We start from the raw sequence: 21,376 nt of genomic DNA on the forward strand, positions 1-21,376 counted from the left end.
ATCGCGAGAAGGAGGAACGACGACGAAGCGATCTCCTGTTTGTGAGGATGCAGATTAGTAGCCTTTGGAGGTCTTAGCGTTTTCTCCCGCGCCGTGTGAACGTCATCGCGAGAAGGAGGAACGACGACGAAGCGATCTTCTATTTGTAAAATACAAATCGGCTTTTATCAACCTTTTTAAACACCTTGTGACGATTCCGTCGTTTCCTCATCCACTGCTGCTGCGTTCCGATAAAAAAGGGTATACGGATCCGACGGATAAACAGTCGTATCCGGATTGTGCTTAAACGGTATATGCTTATCAAATATCTCTTCCAAAGTGCGCCGTAAAAACAGGACGAACGCATCTTTAGTTGCTTGAAGCGATTCGCCCGTTAACATTTCTTTTCCATTATTAAAGAGAGTCCCCTCTTCCCGCATTTTTCGGGCAACATATAAATGAGGCTCGAGCTGTCTGCGCTTCGTTACTTGCTCGAAAACATAGGCATAAAACAGTGTTTGTAGTAAGGCTTTGTTCTCCGTATTTGCGGAAAACACCTTGTCTAAATTTTTGAATACCACGCTGTCACCTCCCGTTTTGTAATCCACAATTCGTGTTTTAACAACATCATCCCGTGTCAATACTTCGTCTACGCGGTCAATAATACCGAAAAGCCGAACCTGCTCCTCACCATCGTCTATTGTGATGGGGAAGTCAAGCATATAATCTTCGTCATTTTCCAATTCGATGATCCGGAATGCTTTGTAGTTTTCTATATCGTAGTCGAGGTACATCTTTACGTATTCGCATGCTATTTTGTGCATAATGCGTTGCATGCTGTTTAAATTGTCCAATGAGTCGTATGGCGTGTGGTACTGCATGCTAATTTCATGTAATACCTGCGCCTCCACTATGTTTTTTTTCTCACGAAGAACTGCGCTACTTGTCCAGCTTTCCAGCCCTTTATAGGGTTTAAAAACCGTCTCCATAACGTTGTGTATAACGGTTCCTAGTCGGTTCATCTCGAATTCATACGAGATAGTAGGCGGTTCTTTGATCTCCGCTACATGCTTTAGGAAAAATTGTAGCGGCGATTGCAGGTACGTCGTTAAGGCGGTGGCGGATATCCTACGGCGTTGTTTTATAAAGACATGCCACATCTTATCCCATACAGCTCCATCTTTTTCGATAATCAATTCTGGATTGGGTGCTTGAAAGCGGATAGGTTGCTGCTGCTTATGCAAGATAAAATTAAACTTACTCTCAAATTGTAGCTGTTTTATAAAGCGACTTTCCTCTCCGGTGCTGCTTTCACTTACAAGGCTATTATAGAATACATATAGCCCTTCGCTATATTGGAAGTGGCGGTAGAACAGATAGGCAGAAAGTGCATCCTGATTTTCTAGAACAGGGAGGCCATAAGCCATGCGCAGGCTGTTGGGTAAAAAAGTTGGAGAGTTCGATGTCTTCGGCAGGATGCCTTCATTGGCGCCAACGATGTATACGCGGTCGAAATTAAGACATCGGCTTTCCAGCAAACCCATAATTTGCAACCCGCGTAGGGGGTCGCCTTCAATGGCCGCATTTACAGGCTGTATGGCTTTTCGGATAAGCCCGATTTGAAATAGAACGGATGTGTCACCCATATTTTCCATCCCAAGCTGAAGTTGGTTCAATACTTTTTTTGTTTCGACAAATAGGTTGTTATCAATCTGGTTAATGCGATCTTGTTGATCACTTGCCCCCAGTAAACGGTCTAAGATGTCGATAAGGGCAGCAATAAGGTTTTGCTTGTCGCGGATAGGGTGAAAGAAATCAGGCAGCACGCTACTGCTTACGGATATATCTTGTATGTCCACTTCAAACAATTGTTTTTCCGCAATCCTATTTAAAACCTGCGTCCGCTCATCAGCATCGAGCTTGCTGAGTGGGTGATTAACAAACGTTTCGATATGCTGAAAAGAAATCTTTCGTTTTTTGAAGTGCGTAATCTCCTGCTGCACCTGCATCCACAGATCAAGCAAGCCGAACAGCGGAGACTGCACTAAGGGATAACCCGTCGTAATATTTGCTTTTACATCGGGCAGGCTTTGTAAAAGCGGGACCAGCAAGCTTTCATCCGCCAATAAGATGGCAGCACTTGTTTCTAGCAAGGCTTGCTCCTGTATAATATCATGGAGCAGTTTAGTCTGGCTATTTTTTCCTGAGGCTGCATAAAGATGAACCGTAGAAGTTCTATTACCAATGATATTTGGAGAATCGCCTAATGCATTACGAAGGCCATAGTTCAAAATATTGCGACGGATGAAAAGCCCCGCTTCCTGTTGTTTGTCTTCGAGGTAATAAGCGTCAGCGTCGAAGTAAAACAGCGCTTCATTTTCTTCTTGCCATTTCTTGAAGAGATGTACTTCAGCTTTGCTAAGTGCGTTGAAACCTACAAAAAGCACCTTTTTATAGCGGGATATAAAGTTGGGTTCCGCAACATTTCCTGCTACCAAATTCCGGTACAACGTAGGGTAGTTCAGCTGTTTTTCCATCTTAAGCTTTTCCTTAAATCGACGGTAGAGGATAGGCAGGCGTTTCCATAATCTTAAAAATCGCTGTTGTGTGCCTGTATGGCCAGCAGCACTAAACGATTGCCAAAACTGGCGTATAAATTCTTGCTGTTCTGCTGTGAAATGTTGAAAAGCAATCTCAATTTGTGTGCTATCGAAAAGCTCCATATAAATATGGTCTATATCAACCAATTCATAATCAAGCTGACCGAAATCACTGAGTATAATTTCCGCTATCGGATAAAATTCTTCCAAGGTTTCGGGTTCGGATCCTTCCTGTTGCAAAAGTTCATTATGCAGTTCAAAGAGGTAGAAAAATTGTTTGAGCTGTCCGGCTTCCGTTTCTGTCGTCGCCTGCTTTAGGAATTCCTGTATCGTGTAAAATTGGGGCGACCAAATCGCATGACCGTATACTTCAGCAAGATGTTTTTTTAGATAGGCTATAGGACGTTTATTGTTGAAAACAATGGCAACATCAGATAAATCTCGGCCAAATTGTTTTTGGATATCTTCGGCAACCAAACGTAGGAAAGGAGCAATCATGTCTTGTATTTAAATAGTGGGTGGTGGATGATCAATTAGTTGACTTACAGTATAGCTGGCGGTTAAATAACTTCGACTAATTCATTGAATTTCGCATAATAGAGGTACCCGCGTACATTCTGATAACCCAAATTGATCAATGCGTTCTTATAACTGTCTACCTGCCATTGGTGATCAGCATAGTCGCCTTTTGTAAATTTGAAATCAAGTACGATGGTTTCCGCTGCATTTGTAAAGACTTTATCCGGCCGAATGGTTTCTCCGCTTTCCAGGATAATGCTCGCTTCATTCCATGTTTTGTATGTTCCCGTAAGCCATTGATTTATCTGCGGATGATGCCAGATGCGTTGGATTTCTTCCATCAGAAACGGACGATCTTCCGATGTCAATATTCCCTCTTCGATATAGCGATCAATCATAGGGACGACTTCTTCTTCCTTGGAAATTTCCGATAAGATCTCGTGCGCAAAAATACCATATTGCGTGGCTTTTTCCAGCATTAATATATTGTTGACGTTGCGTTTGGCAGATTTATCGAAAGCTTTTTGCAATTCATGTGAAATCGGATAGGCGGATAGAGCAATACGCTCTTCCTTCGTATTTCCAGAAGGCTGCTCTTCCCGTTTCGGCGATACTACCGCTTCGACTGCCGCGATCGGATGATCAATTACCAATTGTTTATTTTCCAAACGAAAGGGTGCAGTAGTTGCTGATAAAGAATGAAATAGCAAATCGCTAATGTATTCGCTTTTTACGTCATCACCCATAATTTCGCCGGTCTTTTTGTCTACATTTTCTTTAAATGCCGGGGCTAGGATATAGACGTGCTGAATAGCGCGCGTCGTCGCGACATAAAATGTATTCAGGGCATCCATGTAGTTAAACAGCATCTCTTCAAAATATTGTTTGTAAAAAATGGAAGTGCCGACACTGCTGTTATATTTAATTGGAATTTTTCCCAAAGTCTGAAAAGGAGTTTCCTGCGTATCAACCCAAAAATCGCCATTTAATTTGCCGTCCAAATCCCACGAACAAAAAGGAATCATAACAACATCATAGGCCAACCCCTTCGATTTATGGATCGTGGTGACTTCAATGGCGTCGACTTTGCCATTGAATGGGAGGGCGGCGGTATGCCCATCTTCTTCCCAGTATTGCAGGAATTGTGTGATGCCTCGTTCCCCAGCGGTAGAAAAGTTGGATATCATATCTTTAAATGCCAGGATGTAAGGAAGGTGTACACTGCCTTCTATATGGAGCCCAAAAATTTCTATAAGCTGCTCCACGAGGTGTACAAGTGGTGATTGCTGTAAATTTGACCATTGATCGATGAGCGCCAGCGGAAGTATGGAATGAATCGCTTGTAGATCGTTGCTTTTAAATTCAAGCCAATAAGCAGTATCGAAATGCGCCTCATTATTGATCAGTTGAAACAGGTAAGCCATTTTTGCTCGATGTATAACATGTTTATCCGAGCTATAGACAAGCGCTTTTAACGTTTCCAACAGCAAGAGGATAGCATCGTTAGACGCCAAGGAAAGCGCGTCACCGGAGATCACTTCAAAATTGACACCGCTGAGATTTTTATAGGCCATTAATTGCTGGATGACGAGCCGAGCCTGCGCGTTGCTGCGCACAAGGATGCCAATTTGCTTCGCGGTGTAGCGTCCTGTTGAAAGCCAATCTCCAATTTTGTCGCAAAGTAAATCGAGCGCGTCTTCTGTCACTTGATTTCGTCGCCAGCGCCCATCGGTCACCGGAAGGTATTGTATCTCGATAGAGCCTTGTTTGCTTTTGTCGTCAAGACGGTGTGTCGGAATCTGCTGTTCACTATTTGCGTAGGCCTTTGTCAGCATTTCGCTATTGCCCGACGCTATCCACCATTGTTGCGCTTCCGCTTGCAAGTTATCCATCACTTTCTCATTGAGCACGTCTTGCAACAACTTAGGGATACTACTGTATAGATAGTTGTTCAGTGTGATGATGTTTGGATAACTACGAAAGTTAACCTCTAGCGAGCCATTTTCTATAAATGTGGGGCGCTGTTCCGGAGAAAGATGGAAGGCCTGGCCGACCTGGTCTTCCACTTGTTGAAGTAATATACGCCAGTCGCCATTCCGCCAACGGTAGATGCTCTGCTTAACGTCGCCCACGATAAGATGTTCACTTATTTTCTGTTGCGCCTGCCCCAACGCATTGATCAGGAGTGGACTATAGTTTTTCCACTGTATTCTCGATGTATCTTGAAATTCATCGAAAAGGAAGTAGCGGTAGCGGTTTCCTATCTTTTCCCATATAAAGGTGGGGTCTTGTTGCTCATCCAATCCCAGGCGGTTTAATAAGATCTGGGAGTCAGAAATAAGTTGAGCGCCGTTTTCTTTTCGCCATAGGCTCAAGAGATCGCTCATCTCTTTCAACAATCGGAGGTAATAAAGATTGTTTTGAACCGCTTGGTAGGCAATGTAGGTAGGGAAGAAGGTATACAGTTCGGCGATTTGCTGCAGTATGGGCAATAGCGCCTGTCGGATATCTTCACGAACGGATTTATCAGCTAGTGTAAAAGCATCATCATGGGCAGGCAGCTCTAGATATTTGTCAAAAATCTTTTGCAAATCGCTGGACGATTTCTTGTGTATTTTTGAACTTGTTTTGCTGGCCGCAAGCAGTTTGTTGCGCGATTTTCCTTTCAATTCGTCTGCCGTTAGTTGATAGCTGTTGAACGCTTGCGCGAAGGCATCCATGCTACTGCTAAAGGTATCCAGAAAAATGCTGGTTTTTTCTTGAATATCCTTATTTAGCAAGCTAAAGAGCTCGTTAGGATTAGCAACCGTAAGGGACGCATTAAATTCCTGAAAATTTTCGGTAAAGATCAAACCGGCTAGACTTAAAAGCTGCTGGCGGTAGTTCCAGTTTTCATTGTTCGCGATTTTTTTATCCGCATAGTCCATTATCCAGGTTAACAGATCTGGGCGCTCATCCAATAGTTGATTGAGCATCACGGAAAGGTCTTGCTTCACCTTGTTGGTGTTCATCTCGATTTTGTAGGCAGCATCAAGGTTAAGCTCGTAGGTAAAAGCACGGATTACCTTCTGCGAGAAACCGTCAATGGTGCTGATGGTGAAGTGCCCATAGTTGTGCAATATTTTGCGGTAAATGCGATAAGCCTTCTCCTGAATTTCTGCTGCACTCCATTGGGGAGACTGCTTAAGCAGCAACTGGCGGAAATCGTCGATCTTACGATTGGGATCACCGAGGGCTAAGCCTTGGAGTACCGTCAATATGCGCTCTTTCATCTCTGCTGTCGCTTTATTGGTAAAAGTTACGGCTAGAATTTCCCTATAGCTGTTTTCATTCGTCAGCAACAAGGTGATGTAATGTAGCGTTAAGCTGAAAGTCTTTCCGGATCCCGCAGAAGCCTTTAGTATTTTTAGTGGAGCAACAGCATTCATGCTATGAAGGTAAGAAGTAAACCGTATAATGGGAAACGGATAACCGTCAAAGTTATTGAGGATTTTTTAACATTCGACTGAACCAGATGATCTATTCGGCGTTGTAAAGGGAGATGTTTTTAGCTTCCAATGTTCAACCCTATATCGTGTCAAAGTCAAGTATTTTTTTCGTTTACTAAATAAATATCTAAATTTAGTCTGTCACACTGTAATTATGAATTTTCCTGGAAGCCTCTTATTCTATACTTGTATCGTACTATTATCATCAATTCATTTGGTGGTAAAAGCCCAAGGCCTATTTGATTATCAACGCACATTGAATAGTTCTTCCTACCCGATTCAAGGAATTAAAAACCACCACCCCAATGATGTTCTTCAAAAAGCGACCATCACTATTCGAGATATACCGTACATTTTCGAGCTGAAGGATAGCTTGTCAAAGATTGAATGCCTAGTAATACCTTTCAATACACAGAAAGAGCTCGATACATTGTGTTCTTTTTTACCATTGTTCCCCAACCTGACATCGATTTCATTTGACGAATATCAACTTTTTCAAAAAGATTCGACAACTGAAGTAACATCAGTTTTACCTGAGGATTTCTACGCTCTTCATAAGCTGGTAGCCATAGAATTTAAAGGGCCGTCAACAATAAATATCGAGCATGAATTAACGCGCATTTCTGCGTTGCCAAATTTACGATACCTGTTTTTCACAGCATCCGGTCAGCGCCACTTACCTAAAAATATCAACATTTGTAAAGGTTTAAAGGGCATCTCCTTCAGCTTGAATAAAAGTACGCTAGGCATGAAGCTGCCGAAAGGTTTAGAAGAGATCGACATCGCATCTTTACCTAGTGACGATAGCAACCTTGAAGCCGCCTTGCGGCTTATTTCTAACCAGAGGAAAGTAAAGCAACTTCAACTATCGTATTTCAGTGTTGATAAAAACTTTAAGAGCTTAGTGAAGTTTCCAAAGCTCACTCACCTTTATCTGTATTCAAATCAAATTCAAGATCTCGGGGCTTTACTTGCTAATTTTAAATCGAGCAGGCATTTGCGCAGCCTTAAGGTCGAAAGTGGAGAAATAGCATCGATCTCTGGCGCGGTATACGATTTTCGCAATCTTCGATACTTGAAGATTTCGAATACGCGTGGCGGCGTGATAATGCCCGTCGGCATTTCGAAATTAAGGCACCTTGTCAATTTAAAATTATCATCAAACGGTAAGATGGAGATTCCGGCGGATCTGTGTAAGCTTGAAAGCTTAAAACAACTTGATTTATCCTACAATGGACTAGCAAAATTACCGGAGGATATAGGTCTACTTTATAACCTAAACAACTTGCAATTGCAAGGAAATCGGTTAACGAAGCTTCCAACTAGCATAAATAATCTGCATGGCTTAGTAGCGTTGAATATGAAAGCAAATCCGCTTACACAAATCCCTTCACTATGCAATTTGACTAAGCTTGATTCTCTTAATCTTTCGTACTGTAATCTTGCTACTTTACCTAACGATATTGGAGATATGAAAAATCTACGGTATCTGGCCGCTGAAGATAATTTTATAGAAACACTCCCACAAAGTATTACGCAGTTAACAGGGTTGAAAACAATGTTGTTAGGGAGAAATCTGTTGACCGAATTAAGTATGGATATTGGCCAGCTGGAGCAATTGGAAGAGCTTGATTTAAGTGTCAACCATTTAAAGGCTTTGCCAACCACTATTGGTCAGTTAAAGCTGTTACAGACGTTAAATATAAGTTTTAACTCGCTAATCGCCGTCCCTGAAGAAATTGGAGCGCTTTCAAATCTATCTAATTTCTATGCCCAAAATAACGTTCCAACGCATTATTCATTGTACGATTGGTCTAGAGAAATATACCGAGAGGATAATCCAAAGACGCCCCGAAAAGTCGCTGTTAGCAAGCTTACTTCATTTCCGAAGAATCTCAGCGGGTGGCACAATATTAAGTACATAAGCCTGTCTGATAACGATTTTTCATCATTCGATATCATGAAATCTTTTCTGACAATTCCTGGAAAAAATTTCCAGCTTGTTTTAAACAATTCGTGTATAACAAAGTTACCAACTAATGGATGGAGTAATTTTCTAGGCAGTGAGCTGGATTTGAGTAATAATGAAATTGAGGAGCTGCCGAAAGGGACTGCTGAAGCACCATTCTTATCTACATTGGATTTGCGAAACAACCGCTTACCTAAACTCCCAAAAAATCAAAATTCATATGCTCGAAAAAGAAACCAAGTGTTACTGTATTTTCAACAAATAGGGTTAATGGAAGAAGACGATTTGCCGAAAGACGAAGCTATGGCACATGCGCTAATGGAAAAAAGTAGTCAGTACTTTCTATATGACAAAGATTATAAATCTACGCTTGAAATGCATTTGAGAGCGCTTGCTATCGATTCTAATTTGGTGCTTGAGCAGTGCAATGCTCAAAATATAGGTGAAGCAAACTATCACCTGCATAATTACAAAGAAGCCATTGATTATTTAACACGCGCTATCCAGCGAGATACGGTAGGGCGTGTTCGAATTTTGAACTTCGTAGTTCCTGATTTTGAATATCGGGCAAAAAGTTACCTCGCGCTGAAAGATACCAGTAACGCGCTTAAGGATTATTTAGAGTTAGCCAGTCATTTTGACAAAACTTTTTGGACACAGGTTGCTATGCTTTACCGGCAAACTTCGCAGGTAAGTAATGCGGAAGAGGCATGTCAAAAAGCCGTGGATTATTATGAATATCAGATTAATCATCCAGATGTGCAAAAGGCTACAAAAGAAATGTCAATGCTTTGTATCCTTGAGCTTTATATCGTGTGCGATCAGTCCGAAGCGGCGGCGGCCTATGCTAAAAAGATTCAAAGCAGCGTAACGGAAGGTGATCTCTTGCCGATCTTTGATTATCTATGCGCTATTAATACTATAGTTTCGGGGAAACGCGGTAATTTTTCTCCTGATGGGTTTAAAGGACAGATCAATCGACGTTGGGGCTACGATTTAATATTAGACTGGTTACCCGCCGCTAAGCTGGACGAAAGGCAAGCCGCTGTCATTAAAGATATAACGTTGAGGATGGTTAATAATGGAACGAAATAAAAAAGGGGAAATTGGTAAATCCACTATTCATTCCCCTATTTTTTACTTTTTAATTTTTCCTTTTTAATTACTATCTTTGCATCCCCTCTTGCATGAAGCACGGGGGATATGTTGAATACATAACACAAAGAAAACATGGCAACTAAAATCAGATTGCAAAGACACGGTAAAAAAGGAAAGCCTTTTTACCACGTAGTAGTAGCAGATTCACGTGCTCCACGTGATGGTAAATTCATCGAGCGTATCGGTTCTTACAACCCAAATACGAATCCAGCAACAATCATCTTGGATTTCGACAAGGCGTTGGATTGGGTAAACAAAGGTGCACAACCTACGGACACTGCTCGTACTATCCTTTCTACAAAGGGCGTTCTTTACAAAAAACACTTACAAGGTGGTGTTAAAAAAGGTGCATTCGACGATGCGAAAGCTGAAGAGCTATTTGCAAATTGGTCTGAAGGTAACAATGCAAAGATCGAAGGTAAGAAAACAGGCTTAGCTCAGACTAAAGAAGAAGCTAAGAAAGCTGCTCTTACTGCTGAAGCTAAGAAAAATGCAGACAAAGCTGCTGCAATAGCTGCAAAAAATGCGCCTGTTGCGGAAGAAGTTCCAGCTGCTGAAGAAGCAGAAACTGAAGCTCCTGCGTCAGAAGAAACTGAAGGATAATCACTATTCATACAGATTCAAGAAAGCCGAACCCTTAGGATTCGGCTTTTTTACTGCTTATTTTTGACATTTAATTTTATTACCAGAATGGAACTTAACGAAGCTTTTTATATTGGATACATCACCAAAACACGTGGTCTAAAAGGTGAGTTGCAACTTTTCTTTGAATTTGAGGATTACATGGAGCTTGATTTCGATGTGTTATTTCTTGAAATGAACAAAAAGCTAGTTCCCTACTTTGTAGACACTATTAAATTGCAGAAAAATAGTACCGCCTATCTCAACCTAGAAGATGTGGATCATATTGATAAAGCACAGCTGCTGATTCGGAAAAAGGTTTATCTGCCAAATGATAAAATGCCCGAACGTGATCCAGATGATTTTCGATATTCCGACTTGATAGGTTTTCTTGTTGTGGATGAAGAAGAAGGCGAAATTGGAGAGATTACCCATGTTCAGGAGCTTCCACAGCAATTTATTGCGACGGTTGATTTTAATGGGCACGAGTTGTTGTTTCCACTTAATGAAGATCTGATTCTGGCCATTGACGCCGAAGAACAAGTTCTGGAGGTTAATCTGCCTGAAGGCTTAGTAGATCTATACCGAGGCACCGAAGAGTCTTAGTGTATCTTATTGGTCATGCAAATTAAATCGAGGGCGGTAGGAACTGCCCTTTTAACTTTTAACTTCCCACTTCTCCCTTTTAACTTTTGACCACTCACTTTTGACTTTTTGACTTCTCACTTTTGACTTCTCACTTTTAACTTTTAACTTCCCACTTTTGACTTCTCACTTTTGACTTTTCAATTTTTAATTTTTACTTTTTAATTTAGAATCCCGATATTAGCCTTCGCTTATAGAGAAAGGCAGAGGGAATAGACCCGCTGAAGCCTTAGCAACCTGATGCCGTATCAAGGTGCTGCATTCTACTCGTCAACTGGCGGGAAAGATAAGCTGAAAACACAATACCTGTGCGTTTTCTCTAAGCCTAAATAGAAAAACATGAAGATCGTAGATCATATAAAAAACGCGAAAGGAAATCCTTTGTTTTCGTTTGAATTGTTGCCGCCGGCTAAAGGGCAGGGCATAAAAAGCATATTCAGCACAATGGACGAGCTGATGGAGTTCAAGCCACCATTTATTGATGTAACCTATCACCGCGAAGATTATCTATATAAACAGCATGATAACGGTTTACTGGAGCGTGTTGCCTACCGGAAACGTCCCGGAACGGTAGCCATCTGTGCTGCTATTATGAGTAAATACAAGGTAGATGCCGTCCCGCATCTGATCTGTGGTGGATTTACTAAAGAGGAAACGGAAAATGCGCTAATCGATCTTAACTTTTTAGGCATCGATAATGTGTTGGTGCTCCGCGGTGACGCCCGAAAAGGTGATCCTGATTTCATTCCAACACCCGGAGGGCATGCATTTGCGACAGATTTATTGCAGCAGGTCGTCGATATGAATCAGGGCCAATATTTACATGAAGATATCGAAAGTTCAGCGAAGACCAACTTTTGCATCGGCGTGGCGGGCTATCCAGAGAAGCATTTTGAAGCGCCTAACTTTAATACCGATTTCAAATGGCTCAAGAAAAAGGTAGAGATGGGGGCAGAGTTCATCGTGACGCAGATGTTCTTTAATGTAGAAAAATACAAAGAATTTGTCAACAAATGTAGAGAGAACGACATACACGTTCCTATTATACCCGGACTTAAACCCTTGACAACAAAGAAACAGCTCATTACATTACCAAAAATCTTCCACTTGGATATACCCGAAGAGCTAAGTGATGCGGTAGAAAATTGTAAGACCAACGCCGACGTTAGGCAGGTGGGAGAGGAATGGTTGGTTCATCAATGTAAAGAGCTTATTAAATTTGGAGCTCCGGTATTGCATTTCTATACCATGAGTAACCCGGGCCCAACAAAAAAGATTGTTGAGCGGCTCGCTTAAGCCGAGAAATGTATGTCAAAAGGGCGGTATCGTTAAAAAATGTTAACGATACCGCCCTTTTTTTTATAGTTTGTAATTTGAGGTATAAATTAACCGCTATACACGCATTATGAGATACGAAAAGATCAATAACCTAATAGGATGGTTGCTGGCAATATGTACATCAACAGTCTACATCTGTACAGCTGACCGATTTAACAGTTGGTGGGATACCGGCGAGTTTATCGCCTCTGCCTATAAACTTCAGATCGTACACCAGCCAGGAGCACCACTGTTCCTTATGATTCAGAACATATTTTCAAACCTTGCTTTTGGTGATGTTACGCGTATAGCCTTCTTTATGAATGTCGGGTCAGCAGTTTGCAGTGGGCTTACTATTTTATTTTTATTCTGGACCATTACTGCTTTGGCCCGAAAGATTACGGTTAAGAAACAGCTGAACGTTGAGCCAGGACAAACGTTGCTGATTATGATAGCGGGATTGATCGGTGCAGGCGCCTATGCTTTTACGGATTCTTTTTGGTACTCCGCAGTAGAATCGGAGGTTTATGCCATGTCTTCTCTATGTACTGCTGCGGTTTTCTGGCTGATCCTTAAATGGGATCGGAGAGCCGATAATCCAGGTGCAGATCGTTGGCTGCTGCTTGTTATGTACATTATGGGACTGTCTATAGGTGTTCATCTTTTAAATCTATTGACCATTCCGGCACTCGCTCTGGTTATTTATTTTCGAAAAAAATCCCGAGTGACAATTCGGGGTGGCATTCTTGCTATTGGTTTAGGGATGGCCATACTTGCCTTTATCTTATGGGGCGTCATTCAATATTTAGTTAAGTTTGCTGCGCAGTTCGATCTGTTCTTCGTCAATCAATTGGGGCTTGGATTCGGAACAGGCATATTGTGCTTCGCCCTGCTGTTGGTCTCGCTACTTGTTTACGGAATTTATTATTCTGTTCAGCGGCAAAAGCCGTTGTTAAATACGGCTTTATTGGCGGTCTGTCTTTTGCTCTTCGGTTACTCATCCTTTGCCATGATTGTCATTCGTGCGTATGCCGATCCATCTCTCAATAATAATGCACCTGATAATGTGTATTCGTTTTTGGGCTATTTAAGTCGTGAGCAATATGCCAGCGAGCCTTTATTCAAAGGGCCGGTATTTGATTCCGACTTGGTTGACGTGCAATACAACCATACCTATAAAAAAGGAGCGTCGAGCTATGAAAAGATGAGTGGAGCGCCCGTCTACACCTATGATAGGGAGATGTTTTTGCCGCGCGTATATAGTGAAAAACATCAGGACTATTATCGGGCTTATTTAGGGCTTAAGGCTGGTGAGTCGCCAAGTTTTTATGATAATCTACGCTTTCTATTCTCCTATCAGCTTGGCGACATGTATGGGCGTTATTTTATGTGGAATTTTGTAGGGCGAGAAAACGACAAGCAACAGTTTGGAAACAGTGCAAACGGCAATTGGCTATCCGGCATTAAGGCCGTCGATCGTAGCCGGCTGGCCGGCGAAGCCAGTATTTCTGCCAATATGCGTATGGATCCCGCTCGCAATACATATTATTACCTGCCTTTACTGGTCGGTATTATCGGTATGCTGTGGCACATTAGAAAAGATCGCAAGCAAGCAACGATTGTAGGGTTACTGTTTTTCTTCACGGGGATGGCTATTGTGCTTTATTTGAATCAAACGCCTATGCAGCCCCGAGAACGCGATTACGCCTACGCAGGATCCTTCTATGCGTTTTCCATATGGATAGGATTTGGCGCGCTGGCAACAGCCGATTTCCTACGTAAAAAATTATCGCTCCCTGCCGCTGGATTGACTGCCGGATTGCTTTGCGCAGCGGCGGCACCTGTCCTCTTGTTTTGTGAGAACCTGGATGATCATGATCGCTCGGAACGCGACCTCGCTAGGCGTGTTGCCCACAATTACCTAAATTCCTGCGCGCCCAACGCCATACTTTTTACCTACGCAGATAACGATACCTTTCCGCTGTGGTATGCCCAAGAAGTAGAAGGTATGCGAAAAGATGTACGCGTAGTTAATCTCAGCTATTTAGCTTCGCACTGGTATGTAAAGCAACTAGCAAATAAGGTGAATGATGCTGCGCCTGTAGATACGTCCATTGCGCCTGAAAAGTTAGCGCAGGGGATCCGCGATTATCTGCCTTTCGTAGATCAAGGCATCACAGACTATGTTGACTTAGATATGCTCTTGTCCTTTGTATTATCTGACAATCCAAAAAACAAGGTCGCGATGCAGGATGGAAGTTTGATGAATTACCTGCCCGCACGGAAGATTAAGATGGCTGTTGATAAAAAAAGTGTGTTGGACAATGCTGTTGTTCCGGAGGGGTGGGAGGACAATGTGCTGGATGAGCTCACTTGGGATTATCCCGAACAGCATATGACCAGAGCAGAGATAGCGCTTTTCGGCATTATCAAATCCAATAATTGGGTGCGGCCCATCTATTTCACCAACTATACACCAGAAGATAAAATGGCTGGACTGCATAAATACTTGGTGGATGAAGGGCTAGTGAAGAAATTTATGCCCGTTCAGGTGCCATCCGAGGAGACAAACGAAGGCTTGGTCAATCTCGAAAAGCTTTACCAGAATGCCAGCCGCCATCTTGCTTGGGGGAATTATGGTAAGCAACGTTTTGTAGATGTAGATTCGCGAAATTATATGTCTCATTTTGTAGTTCCCCAACTTTATGAAAGGACAGCAAAATTGCTGAAGGAAAAGGGAGAGTTTGCTAAGGCAAAAGAGGTTGCCCTTGTGGCCGCTTCCATCTTACCACAGCGCGTGTACGACGCAGAGGAGACCTACCATTATACAGAAATTGTGGATACGCTATACGAAGTGAAGGAAACAGCATTAGCAAACCATATAGTCGATAGACATGTCCAATTTTTGGATGATGTACTTCCTTCTCAAGTCGCATTGGCACGCGATCAACCCCAGTCTGTCGATGTGCGCAGTTTGCAGTTTGGGATGGCAGCATTAGAACGGTATAGATTGATCGTCGATGACATCGAAAACGGAAAGCGCTATGCGCAAATTGATCAGGTCTACAAAAAGTACCGCGCCAATTTCTTTACGGAATAACTAAAAAGGCTAGATTCAATCTTCGTACAAGATGAATCTAGCCTTTTCGATATGCAAAACGTTGTTTATTATCCCTTTTTAACCTCTTTTGCCCAAGAGTCTTTCAAGGTAACCGTTCTATTAAATACCAGTTTATCTTCGGTTGATTTACTATCTAAGGTAAAATAACCAAGACGGATAAATTGATAGCCTTTTTTCGGGTTTGCGTTAACCAAATCGGGTTCGATGTAAGCTTTCGCAATAATTTCCAGGCTGTTTGGGTTAATGGACTGTTTGAAATCCTCTGCGGCAGCGGGGTTTTCATCATTAAATAAGCGGTCATATAAACGCACCTCTGCTTCTTTTGCATGCGGCACGGACACCCAGTGAATAGTTCCTTTTACTTTCAGACCAGATGTATCCTCGCCTGATTTGGAGTTTGGCACGTACGTACAATGAATTTCCGTCACTTTCCCGCTCTCATCTTTCACGTAATCGTGGCATTCGACGATATATGCATGTTTCAAACGCACAGACAAACCTGGGCCTAACCTAAAAAACTTTTTAGGAGGCTCTTCCATAAAATCATCACGTTCTATCCACAGCTCTTTGCTAAATGGAAGAATACGAGTTCCTTCGCCGCCTTCGACTTCCGGGTTATTCTCGCCAACAAGTTCCTCCACTTGACCATCAGGATAGTTCGTGATAACCATCTTGATAGGGTCGAGGACGGCCATACGGCGCCACGCAGATTGGTTCAAGTCTTCGCGTATACAAAATTCTAAAAGGCTAACGTCGATCATGTTCTCACGCTTTTGCACCCCGATACGATCGCAAAAATTGCGGATCGAAGCCGGCGTGTAACCGCGTCTGCGTAAACCAGAGATAGTTGGCATACGTGGATCGTCCCAGCTTTCTACAAACTTCTCATTCACCAATTGCAATAATTTACGCTTGCTCATCACGGTGTACGTCATGTTCAAGCGTGCAAATTCGTACTGTTTCGAAGGGAATATGTCAAGCTTATCGATACACCAATCATACAGTCGACGATGTGGAATAAATTCAAGCGTACAGATGGAATGCGTGATTTGCTCGATGGCATCCGATTGCCCATGTGCAAAATCATACATCGGGTAAATACACCATTTGTCGCCCGTGCGGTGATGATGCACATGCTTTATTCGGTACAACAACGGATCGCGAAGGTGCATATTTGGGTTTGCCAAATCTATCTTAGCGCGTAGAACTTTCTCGCCATCGTTGTATTTGCCATCCCGCATTTCTTGGAATAGGCGCAAATTCTCCTCGATGGAACGATCGCGATAAGGCGTTGGTATCCCTGGTTCTGTCGGTGTGCCTTTTGCCGCAGCGATTTCTTCCGCCGTGCTATCATCGACATAAGCCAGTCCTTTCTCGATTAAAGCGACTGCATAGCTGTAAAGTGTTTCAAAATAATCTGAAGTATAAAGCTCCTGTGCCCACTGGAAGCCCAACCACTGTATATCTTCCTTAATGCTTTCCACGTACTCCGTGTCTTCAGTCACCGGGTTGGTGTCATCGAAACGAAGGTTGGTCTGCCCATTGTATTTTTGACCTAACCCAAAATTCAGGCAGATGGATTTTGCATGGCCAATATGGAGGTATCCATTTGGCTCAGGAGGGAAGCGCGTTAGAACCCGTCCGTCGTGCTTGCCCGATCCGAGATCATCTTCGATGATCTCCTCGATAAAATTCAGTGGTTTTTCTTCATTTAACATAGCACAAAGTTAAAGATTTATGCCTGATTTGGCATCGTCTCTAAAAATTAATATGGAAGGTGAAGCTGGCGGGGTTGTAAACGGTAGTCAGTCGTTGCGAAATGCCTTATTCGTCTTAGAAACAGATTTGAAAAGGTTAGGTGCCAACCTGCAATCTTTTCTTTTAACATATCTTAATCGCTATTAAAAGGGTAGATTTATGTACATTTAAGCTCCTAAAATCGATGGCGAATATGAAGTTTTCGCTTACAAATTTTATTATCCTATTATTTACATCCATTCAATTTTGCTATGCTCAAAAAGGAAAAAAGCCACAGGTTTTGGTATATGGTACAGATATTTCAGCCTATACGGCTGCTTTGCAATCCGCTAAATCTGGAGTTCCAACAGTATGGGTAGCAGATAACGATACGCTTTTGCCAGCGTTATCTACAAAAAGAGTGCAGATTGAACAAGATAGCAACCTTGACGGGGGAATTTGGCTTGATGTGCTTATGCACATGGCGCAGTCCAACACGGTAAATGATTCGCTTGCGCGGTATATAAAGCGCGATATGAATCCGCGTTTATTTTTGAATGCTATAGACGCCCAGCTGGCAAAAAACGCCAATCTCACGGTGGTTCGTAATCAAAAAGTGCAGGCCATTAAAGCAAATAGTAAAGGATGGCAAGTGACGTTAGCGGGTAAGCAGCGATACGATTTGCGTGCCGTAATAGATGCTTCGGAAACTCAAGAATTGTTCAAATTGTTACCGCAAAACTATCGCCCGAAAGGAAGTGCCTTATCATCTGCTAAGCACCTGAATGCAGGCAAGCATCGAACGTTGATTGCAACAGGTGTTATTGCTGATACCCGCTATGCGTTGACGTTGGCTGATGCACTATCCATGCAGGAGGACGGGTTTTTCAGCTTAAACATTGGTCAAAGTAGTGACCGTGCTGATATACGATTTACAGCGGCGCGGGCTGCAATCGGGCAGGCGATAGGTGCTACTGCCGCTTACCTCGCTTTTTTCAAAACTACACCTGATAAAATCGATGTGCGTAAGCTGCAGTCGGAGTTGATGACTTACGGAATGCGAATAATGCCCTATCAGGATATTGCTGTGCAAGATCCCAATTTCTTTGCTATCCAGCGTTTTGGTTTGGCGGGGATTATTCCGGGCGTATATGAAAATGATATGTATCTGTTTGAGGGTGATGAGCGTGTGCGTTATGGGGAGATTCAACCTACATTGAATCGTTTATTTTCCCGCAGTCAGCTTTGGTTTGCTGATCATCAAAGCGAGTTTTTCAAATGGGAGGATTTCCTGTCGCTTGTGAAGTTTGTGGGGCTCCGTGGTGACGAAGTAGATAAAGGGGTACAAAGAGAGTGGAAAACCAAATTGAAGTTTGACGGTGATTTCGATAAAACGAAATACGTCACGCGTTATCAATTTGCTGTGGTTTTGGATCTATATGCAAGTCCTTACGTTAAATCAGTAAATCAACAGGGGGAATTTGTCAATTAAAATTGGAGAGAGCGACACTTTTCAATGTTGTCCAGCGGGCCGTTTGGCGCGCTGGATAGGCACTGATGCTGTCGCTCTCTTTTTATTTTATTGAAAGGCGAATACTTCGCCCAAAGACTCGTTGCTAGTAATAGAGTTTTCTAAACTAATCAACTCGCCAGTACCGATGTTAATAACAACGCCATGCACAGCAAGGTCCTGACCATTTTTCCACGCATTTTGTACGATAGACGTAGTACAAAGGTTAAAGACTTGTTCCTTGACATTAAGCTCAATCAGTCGATTAACCTTATCTTCTTCGTTTTCAAGAGCGTCAATCTCTTTCGCGTGTAAACGATACACGTCTTTAATATGGCATAGCCAGTTGTCGATAATTCCAAACTGCTTCCTGCTTAAAGACGCTGCCACGCCGCCGCAACCGTAATGACCCGCAACGACGATGTGCTGTACCTTCAAGACATTTACTGCGTAGTCCAATACAGACAGCATGCTCATATCCGAATGTACACACATGTTAGCAATATTACGGTGCACAAAAACTTCACCCGGCTTCCGGCCGGTGACTTCATTTGCCGGAACGCGACTGTCCGCACATCCAATCCATAGAATTTCGGGATTCTGCCCTTTGGCAAGCTGTTCAAACCTACCGGTTGTATCTTTTGCTACAAAGTCTACCCAACCTTTGTTACCATCTAATATTCGTTGAAAACCTGATTCTAATTCTTTATTTCCCATATTTGATTTAATTAAGGTAGTTGATCTATTCAAACCAACCATATTAATAGTTTAATTATCTGCTTTTTTATTTTTTATAAGTGATGGATTGAAGCTCGATGTCAATGCCTTTGCTGGAAGCATTAAGCTCAAAGTCTTTCAAGACTTCGATTACATCTTTGTCAATAAATTTACTGTGTTTGCCATCTATTTTTATTGTTTCTACGTTCCTTGGCAGGCTATACAGCATCTGCTGTATAGGAACTTTGTTTAGGAATGAAACCTCTTCTGCCAATGTCATGATAACAATTTTCCCTCCATTTTGTTCTTTTGTCTCCATCTTGAAGGCGTTTTGCATATTCGCCCGGATGATGTAGAATATAGCCACCAATATTCCAATGCCCACACCCATTAGCAGGTCGGTAAAAACAATAGCGACAACCGTGATCGCAAATGGGACGAATTGATCTAAACCTTTTCGAAACATTTGCTTGAATAGAGCAGGGTTTGCTAATTTATATCCCGTATGCAGTAGAATAGCTGCCAAACAAGATAGGGGGATTAGATTGATAGCCGTAGGAATAGCCAATAAAGCTACCAGTAGCCATAGACCGTGCAACATCGCCGACTGGCGGGTACGGCCTCCCGCTTGTACATTTGCCGATGAGCGTACAATCACAGATGTCATCGGTAGGCCACCTAAAAAACCGCTCGTAACATTTCCCACGCCTTGTGCAATTAGCTCGCGGTTCGTAGGCGTACTTCTCTTCAGGGGATCCAGTTTATCGATAGCTTCAATGCTTAACAAGGTTTCCAGACTTGCTATAATCGCAATCGTTATGGCCACTATCCAAACCTCCTTGTTTAAGATCTGCGAGAAGTCCGGAAAAACAAATAATCCTGAAAATTCCTGAAAAGAGCTAACTATTGGTATTTCTACATAATGCTGCGCCGTGAGCTGCATGGCTCCGCTTTGAAAAAGTAAAGCGCCCCCAATGCCTATCAGCACCACAACCAGCGGCGCCGGTATTTTATTTGCACCTTTAATCTTGGGCCAATAGATCAGCGTCGCAAGCGATAGCAAGCAAATCAAAGTAGCTCCCCAATTGACGCTCGAAAGCACGGTGTCTTTAAATGCAGCCACACCGCCCCCAGCTTCTACCTCAAATGCATGAGGTTCTGTCATGCCAAATGCTAAAGGAATCTGCTTTAAAATAATGGTTATTCCGATAGCAGCAAGCATGCCCAAAATAACAGCCGAGGGGAAATAGTTCCCAATTATTCCTGCTTTAATGATTCCTAATATGAGTTGCATGATGCCGGCGATGACGACGGCGAGTAAGAAGGTTTCATAAGCACCTAATCTTTCGATAGCACTTAATACGATAACAGTTAAACCTGCAGCGGGCCCGCTAACGCTTAGCGGAGATTTGCTGATAGCTGCTACGACTAACCCCCCGATTATTCCGGTTATAATACCGGCAAACAATGGCGCTCCTGAAGCCATCGCTATTCCCAAGCACAGCGGTAGCGCAACTAGGAACACCACTACACTGGATGGGAAATCATATTTTAAGTCTCTTTTCGATATTTTCAAAAAAGCCGACGTACGAGTTCCTAACATAAGATTTAACTTAAAATTTCTATACCTCTATTATTTCACTCTCCATATTTCTTGCGGGGAATAGCCTGTTTTTTGCTATTAACGCAGGCTATGGAATGCCTTAGGGTCTAAAGGTTGGGAGGAGGGGTAGGGACAGACGGGTGGAAGGCCTGTATCAATTTTTCGTTTTTGAGATAATGTTTTTGCCTTCCGGTCTCTTTCACTGAGGAATAGAAAAATAGGTGATCGAAGGCGCTTGCATTAAAAAATTTTGATGCAGTTTCATGAAGGTCCTCGCAAGCACTATTTCCTTTTGAAGTGTTTTCAATTTCAAGCTGCAAAACAACCTGCAATATTGTGCCTTTATCTAACACATCGACAAACATCGGCGTAGCTGTAATTAGCATCTTCAT

At 42.6% G+C, this 21,376-nt stretch carries 13 protein-coding genes and 1 riboswitch; of the genes, 7 read left to right on the forward strand and 6 right to left on the reverse strand.

Going from position 1 to position 21,376, the window contains the following annotated elements; all coding sequences use genetic code 11:
• Positions 1–176: 176 nt before the first annotated feature.
• A complete protein-coding gene (locus DI53_RS10560; RefSeq protein WP_052072336.1) occupies positions 177–3,077 on the reverse strand; it encodes a PD-(D/E)XK nuclease family protein in 2,901 nt (966 codons plus the stop codon).
• Positions 3,078–3,139: 62 nt separating this feature from the next.
• Entirely contained in the window at positions 3,140–6,526 is a 3,387-nt protein-coding gene (locus tag DI53_RS10565; RefSeq protein WP_037498855.1) for a UvrD-helicase domain-containing protein, read from the reverse strand.
• Between the two features lie 214 nt (positions 6,527–6,740).
• Between DI53_RS10565 and DI53_RS19605 the strand changes: the two genes are divergently transcribed.
• The 5 genes from DI53_RS19605 (at position 6,741) to DI53_RS10590 (ending at position 15,396) form a co-directional block, all read left to right on the forward strand.
• Entirely contained in the window at positions 6,741–9,650 is a 2,910-nt protein-coding gene (locus DI53_RS19605) for a leucine-rich repeat domain-containing protein (protein ID WP_052072337.1), read from the forward strand.
• A gap of 135 nt (positions 9,651–9,785) precedes the next feature.
• Entirely contained in the window at positions 9,786–10,316 is a 531-nt protein-coding gene (locus tag DI53_RS10575; RefSeq protein ID WP_037498859.1) for a 30S ribosomal protein S16, read from the forward strand.
• A gap of 87 nt (positions 10,317–10,403) precedes the next feature.
• Complete coding sequence (gene rimM, locus DI53_RS10580) at positions 10,404–10,940, forward strand: ribosome maturation factor RimM (protein WP_037498862.1); 537 nt, start codon at positions 10,404–10,406, stop codon at positions 10,938–10,940.
• Between the two features lie 227 nt (positions 10,941–11,167).
• Positions 11,168–11,272: riboswitch (SAM riboswitch) on the forward strand.
• A gap of 46 nt (positions 11,273–11,318) precedes the next feature.
• Complete coding sequence (locus DI53_RS10585) at positions 11,319–12,275, forward strand: methylenetetrahydrofolate reductase (RefSeq protein ID WP_037498865.1); 957 nt, start codon at positions 11,319–11,321, stop codon at positions 12,273–12,275.
• A gap of 109 nt (positions 12,276–12,384) precedes the next feature.
• The gene (locus DI53_RS10590; protein ID WP_037498868.1) at positions 12,385–15,396 is read left to right on the forward strand and encodes a glycosyltransferase family 117 protein; all 3,012 of its coding nucleotides are present in this window, start codon (positions 12,385–12,387) and stop codon (positions 15,394–15,396) included.
• A gap of 68 nt (positions 15,397–15,464) precedes the next feature.
• On the opposite strand, the gene DI53_RS10595 is transcribed toward DI53_RS10590, so the two are convergent.
• Positions 15,465–17,135, reverse strand: a complete 1,671-nt coding sequence (locus tag DI53_RS10595; protein ID WP_037498871.1) for a glutamine--tRNA ligase/YqeY domain fusion protein — start codon at positions 17,133–17,135, stop codon at positions 15,465–15,467.
• A gap of 19 nt (positions 17,136–17,154) precedes the next feature.
• Here DI53_RS10595 and DI53_RS20335 point away from each other — a divergent pair, with 19 nt between their 5' ends.
• Both DI53_RS20335 and DI53_RS10600 read left to right on the forward strand, forming a co-directional pair.
• Entirely contained in the window at positions 17,155–17,322 is a 168-nt protein-coding gene (locus tag DI53_RS20335) for a hypothetical protein (protein ID WP_157836771.1), read from the forward strand.
• 46 nt (positions 17,323–17,368) lie between these two features.
• Positions 17,369–18,646 carry an FAD-dependent oxidoreductase gene (locus tag DI53_RS10600; protein WP_071790482.1) on the forward strand — a complete coding sequence of 426 codons (1,278 nt, stop codon included), beginning with the start codon at positions 17,369–17,371 and terminating at the stop codon, positions 18,644–18,646.
• 87 nt (positions 18,647–18,733) lie between these two features.
• Here DI53_RS10600 and DI53_RS10605 read toward each other — a convergent pair whose 3' ends face one another.
• The 3 genes from DI53_RS10605 to DI53_RS10615 form a co-directional block, all read right to left on the reverse strand.
• Entirely contained in the window at positions 18,734–19,381 is a 648-nt protein-coding gene (locus tag DI53_RS10605; RefSeq protein WP_037498874.1) for a carbonic anhydrase, read from the reverse strand.
• A 67-nt stretch (positions 19,382–19,448) separates the two neighbouring features.
• Positions 19,449–20,984, reverse strand: coding sequence for a SulP family inorganic anion transporter (locus tag DI53_RS10610; RefSeq protein ID WP_037498876.1), 1,536 nt, complete (start codon positions 20,982–20,984; stop codon positions 19,449–19,451).
• Between the two features lie 107 nt (positions 20,985–21,091).
• Positions 21,092–21,376 carry a hypothetical protein gene (locus DI53_RS10615; protein WP_052072339.1) on the reverse strand — a complete coding sequence of 95 codons (285 nt, stop codon included), beginning with the start codon at positions 21,374–21,376 and terminating at the stop codon, positions 21,092–21,094.

The sequence above is a fragment of the Sphingobacterium deserti genome (assembly GCF_000757725.1).
GTDB lineage: Bacteria > Bacteroidota > Bacteroidia > Sphingobacteriales > Sphingobacteriaceae > Sphingobacterium > Sphingobacterium deserti.

Bases quoted from the DNA above. Each gene is read 5' to 3' on its own strand.
- DI53_RS10560 (WP_052072336.1), bottom strand. From the start codon at position 3,077: ATGATTGCTCCTTTCCTACGTTTGGTTGCCGAAGATATCCAAAAACAA.
- DI53_RS10565 (WP_037498855.1), bottom strand. From the start codon at position 6,526: ATGAATGCTGTTGCTCCACTAAAAATACTAAAGGCTTCTGCGGGATCC.
- DI53_RS19605 (WP_052072337.1), top strand. From the start codon at position 6,741: ATGAATTTTCCTGGAAGCCTCTTATTCTATACTTGTATCGTACTATTA.
- DI53_RS10575 (WP_037498859.1), top strand. From the start codon at position 9,786: ATGGCAACTAAAATCAGATTGCAAAGACACGGTAAAAAAGGAAAGCCT.
- rimM (WP_037498862.1), top strand. From the start codon at position 10,404: ATGGAACTTAACGAAGCTTTTTATATTGGATACATCACCAAAACACGT.
- DI53_RS10585 (WP_037498865.1), top strand. From the start codon at position 11,319: ATGAAGATCGTAGATCATATAAAAAACGCGAAAGGAAATCCTTTGTTT.
- DI53_RS10590 (WP_037498868.1), top strand. From the start codon at position 12,385: ATGAGATACGAAAAGATCAATAACCTAATAGGATGGTTGCTGGCAATA.
- DI53_RS10595 (WP_037498871.1), bottom strand. From the start codon at position 17,135: ATGTTAAATGAAGAAAAACCACTGAATTTTATCGAGGAGATCATCGAA.
- DI53_RS20335 (WP_157836771.1), top strand. From the start codon at position 17,155: ATGCCTGATTTGGCATCGTCTCTAAAAATTAATATGGAAGGTGAAGCT.
- DI53_RS10600 (WP_071790482.1), top strand. From the start codon at position 17,369: ATGAAGTTTTCGCTTACAAATTTTATTATCCTATTATTTACATCCATT.
- DI53_RS10605 (WP_037498874.1), bottom strand. From the start codon at position 19,381: ATGGGAAATAAAGAATTAGAATCAGGTTTTCAACGAATATTAGATGGT.
- DI53_RS10610 (WP_037498876.1), bottom strand. From the start codon at position 20,984: ATGTTAGGAACTCGTACGTCGGCTTTTTTGAAAATATCGAAAAGAGAC.
- DI53_RS10615 (WP_052072339.1), bottom strand. From the start codon at position 21,376: ATGAAGATGCTAATTACAGCTACGCCGATGTTTGTCGATGTGTTAGAT.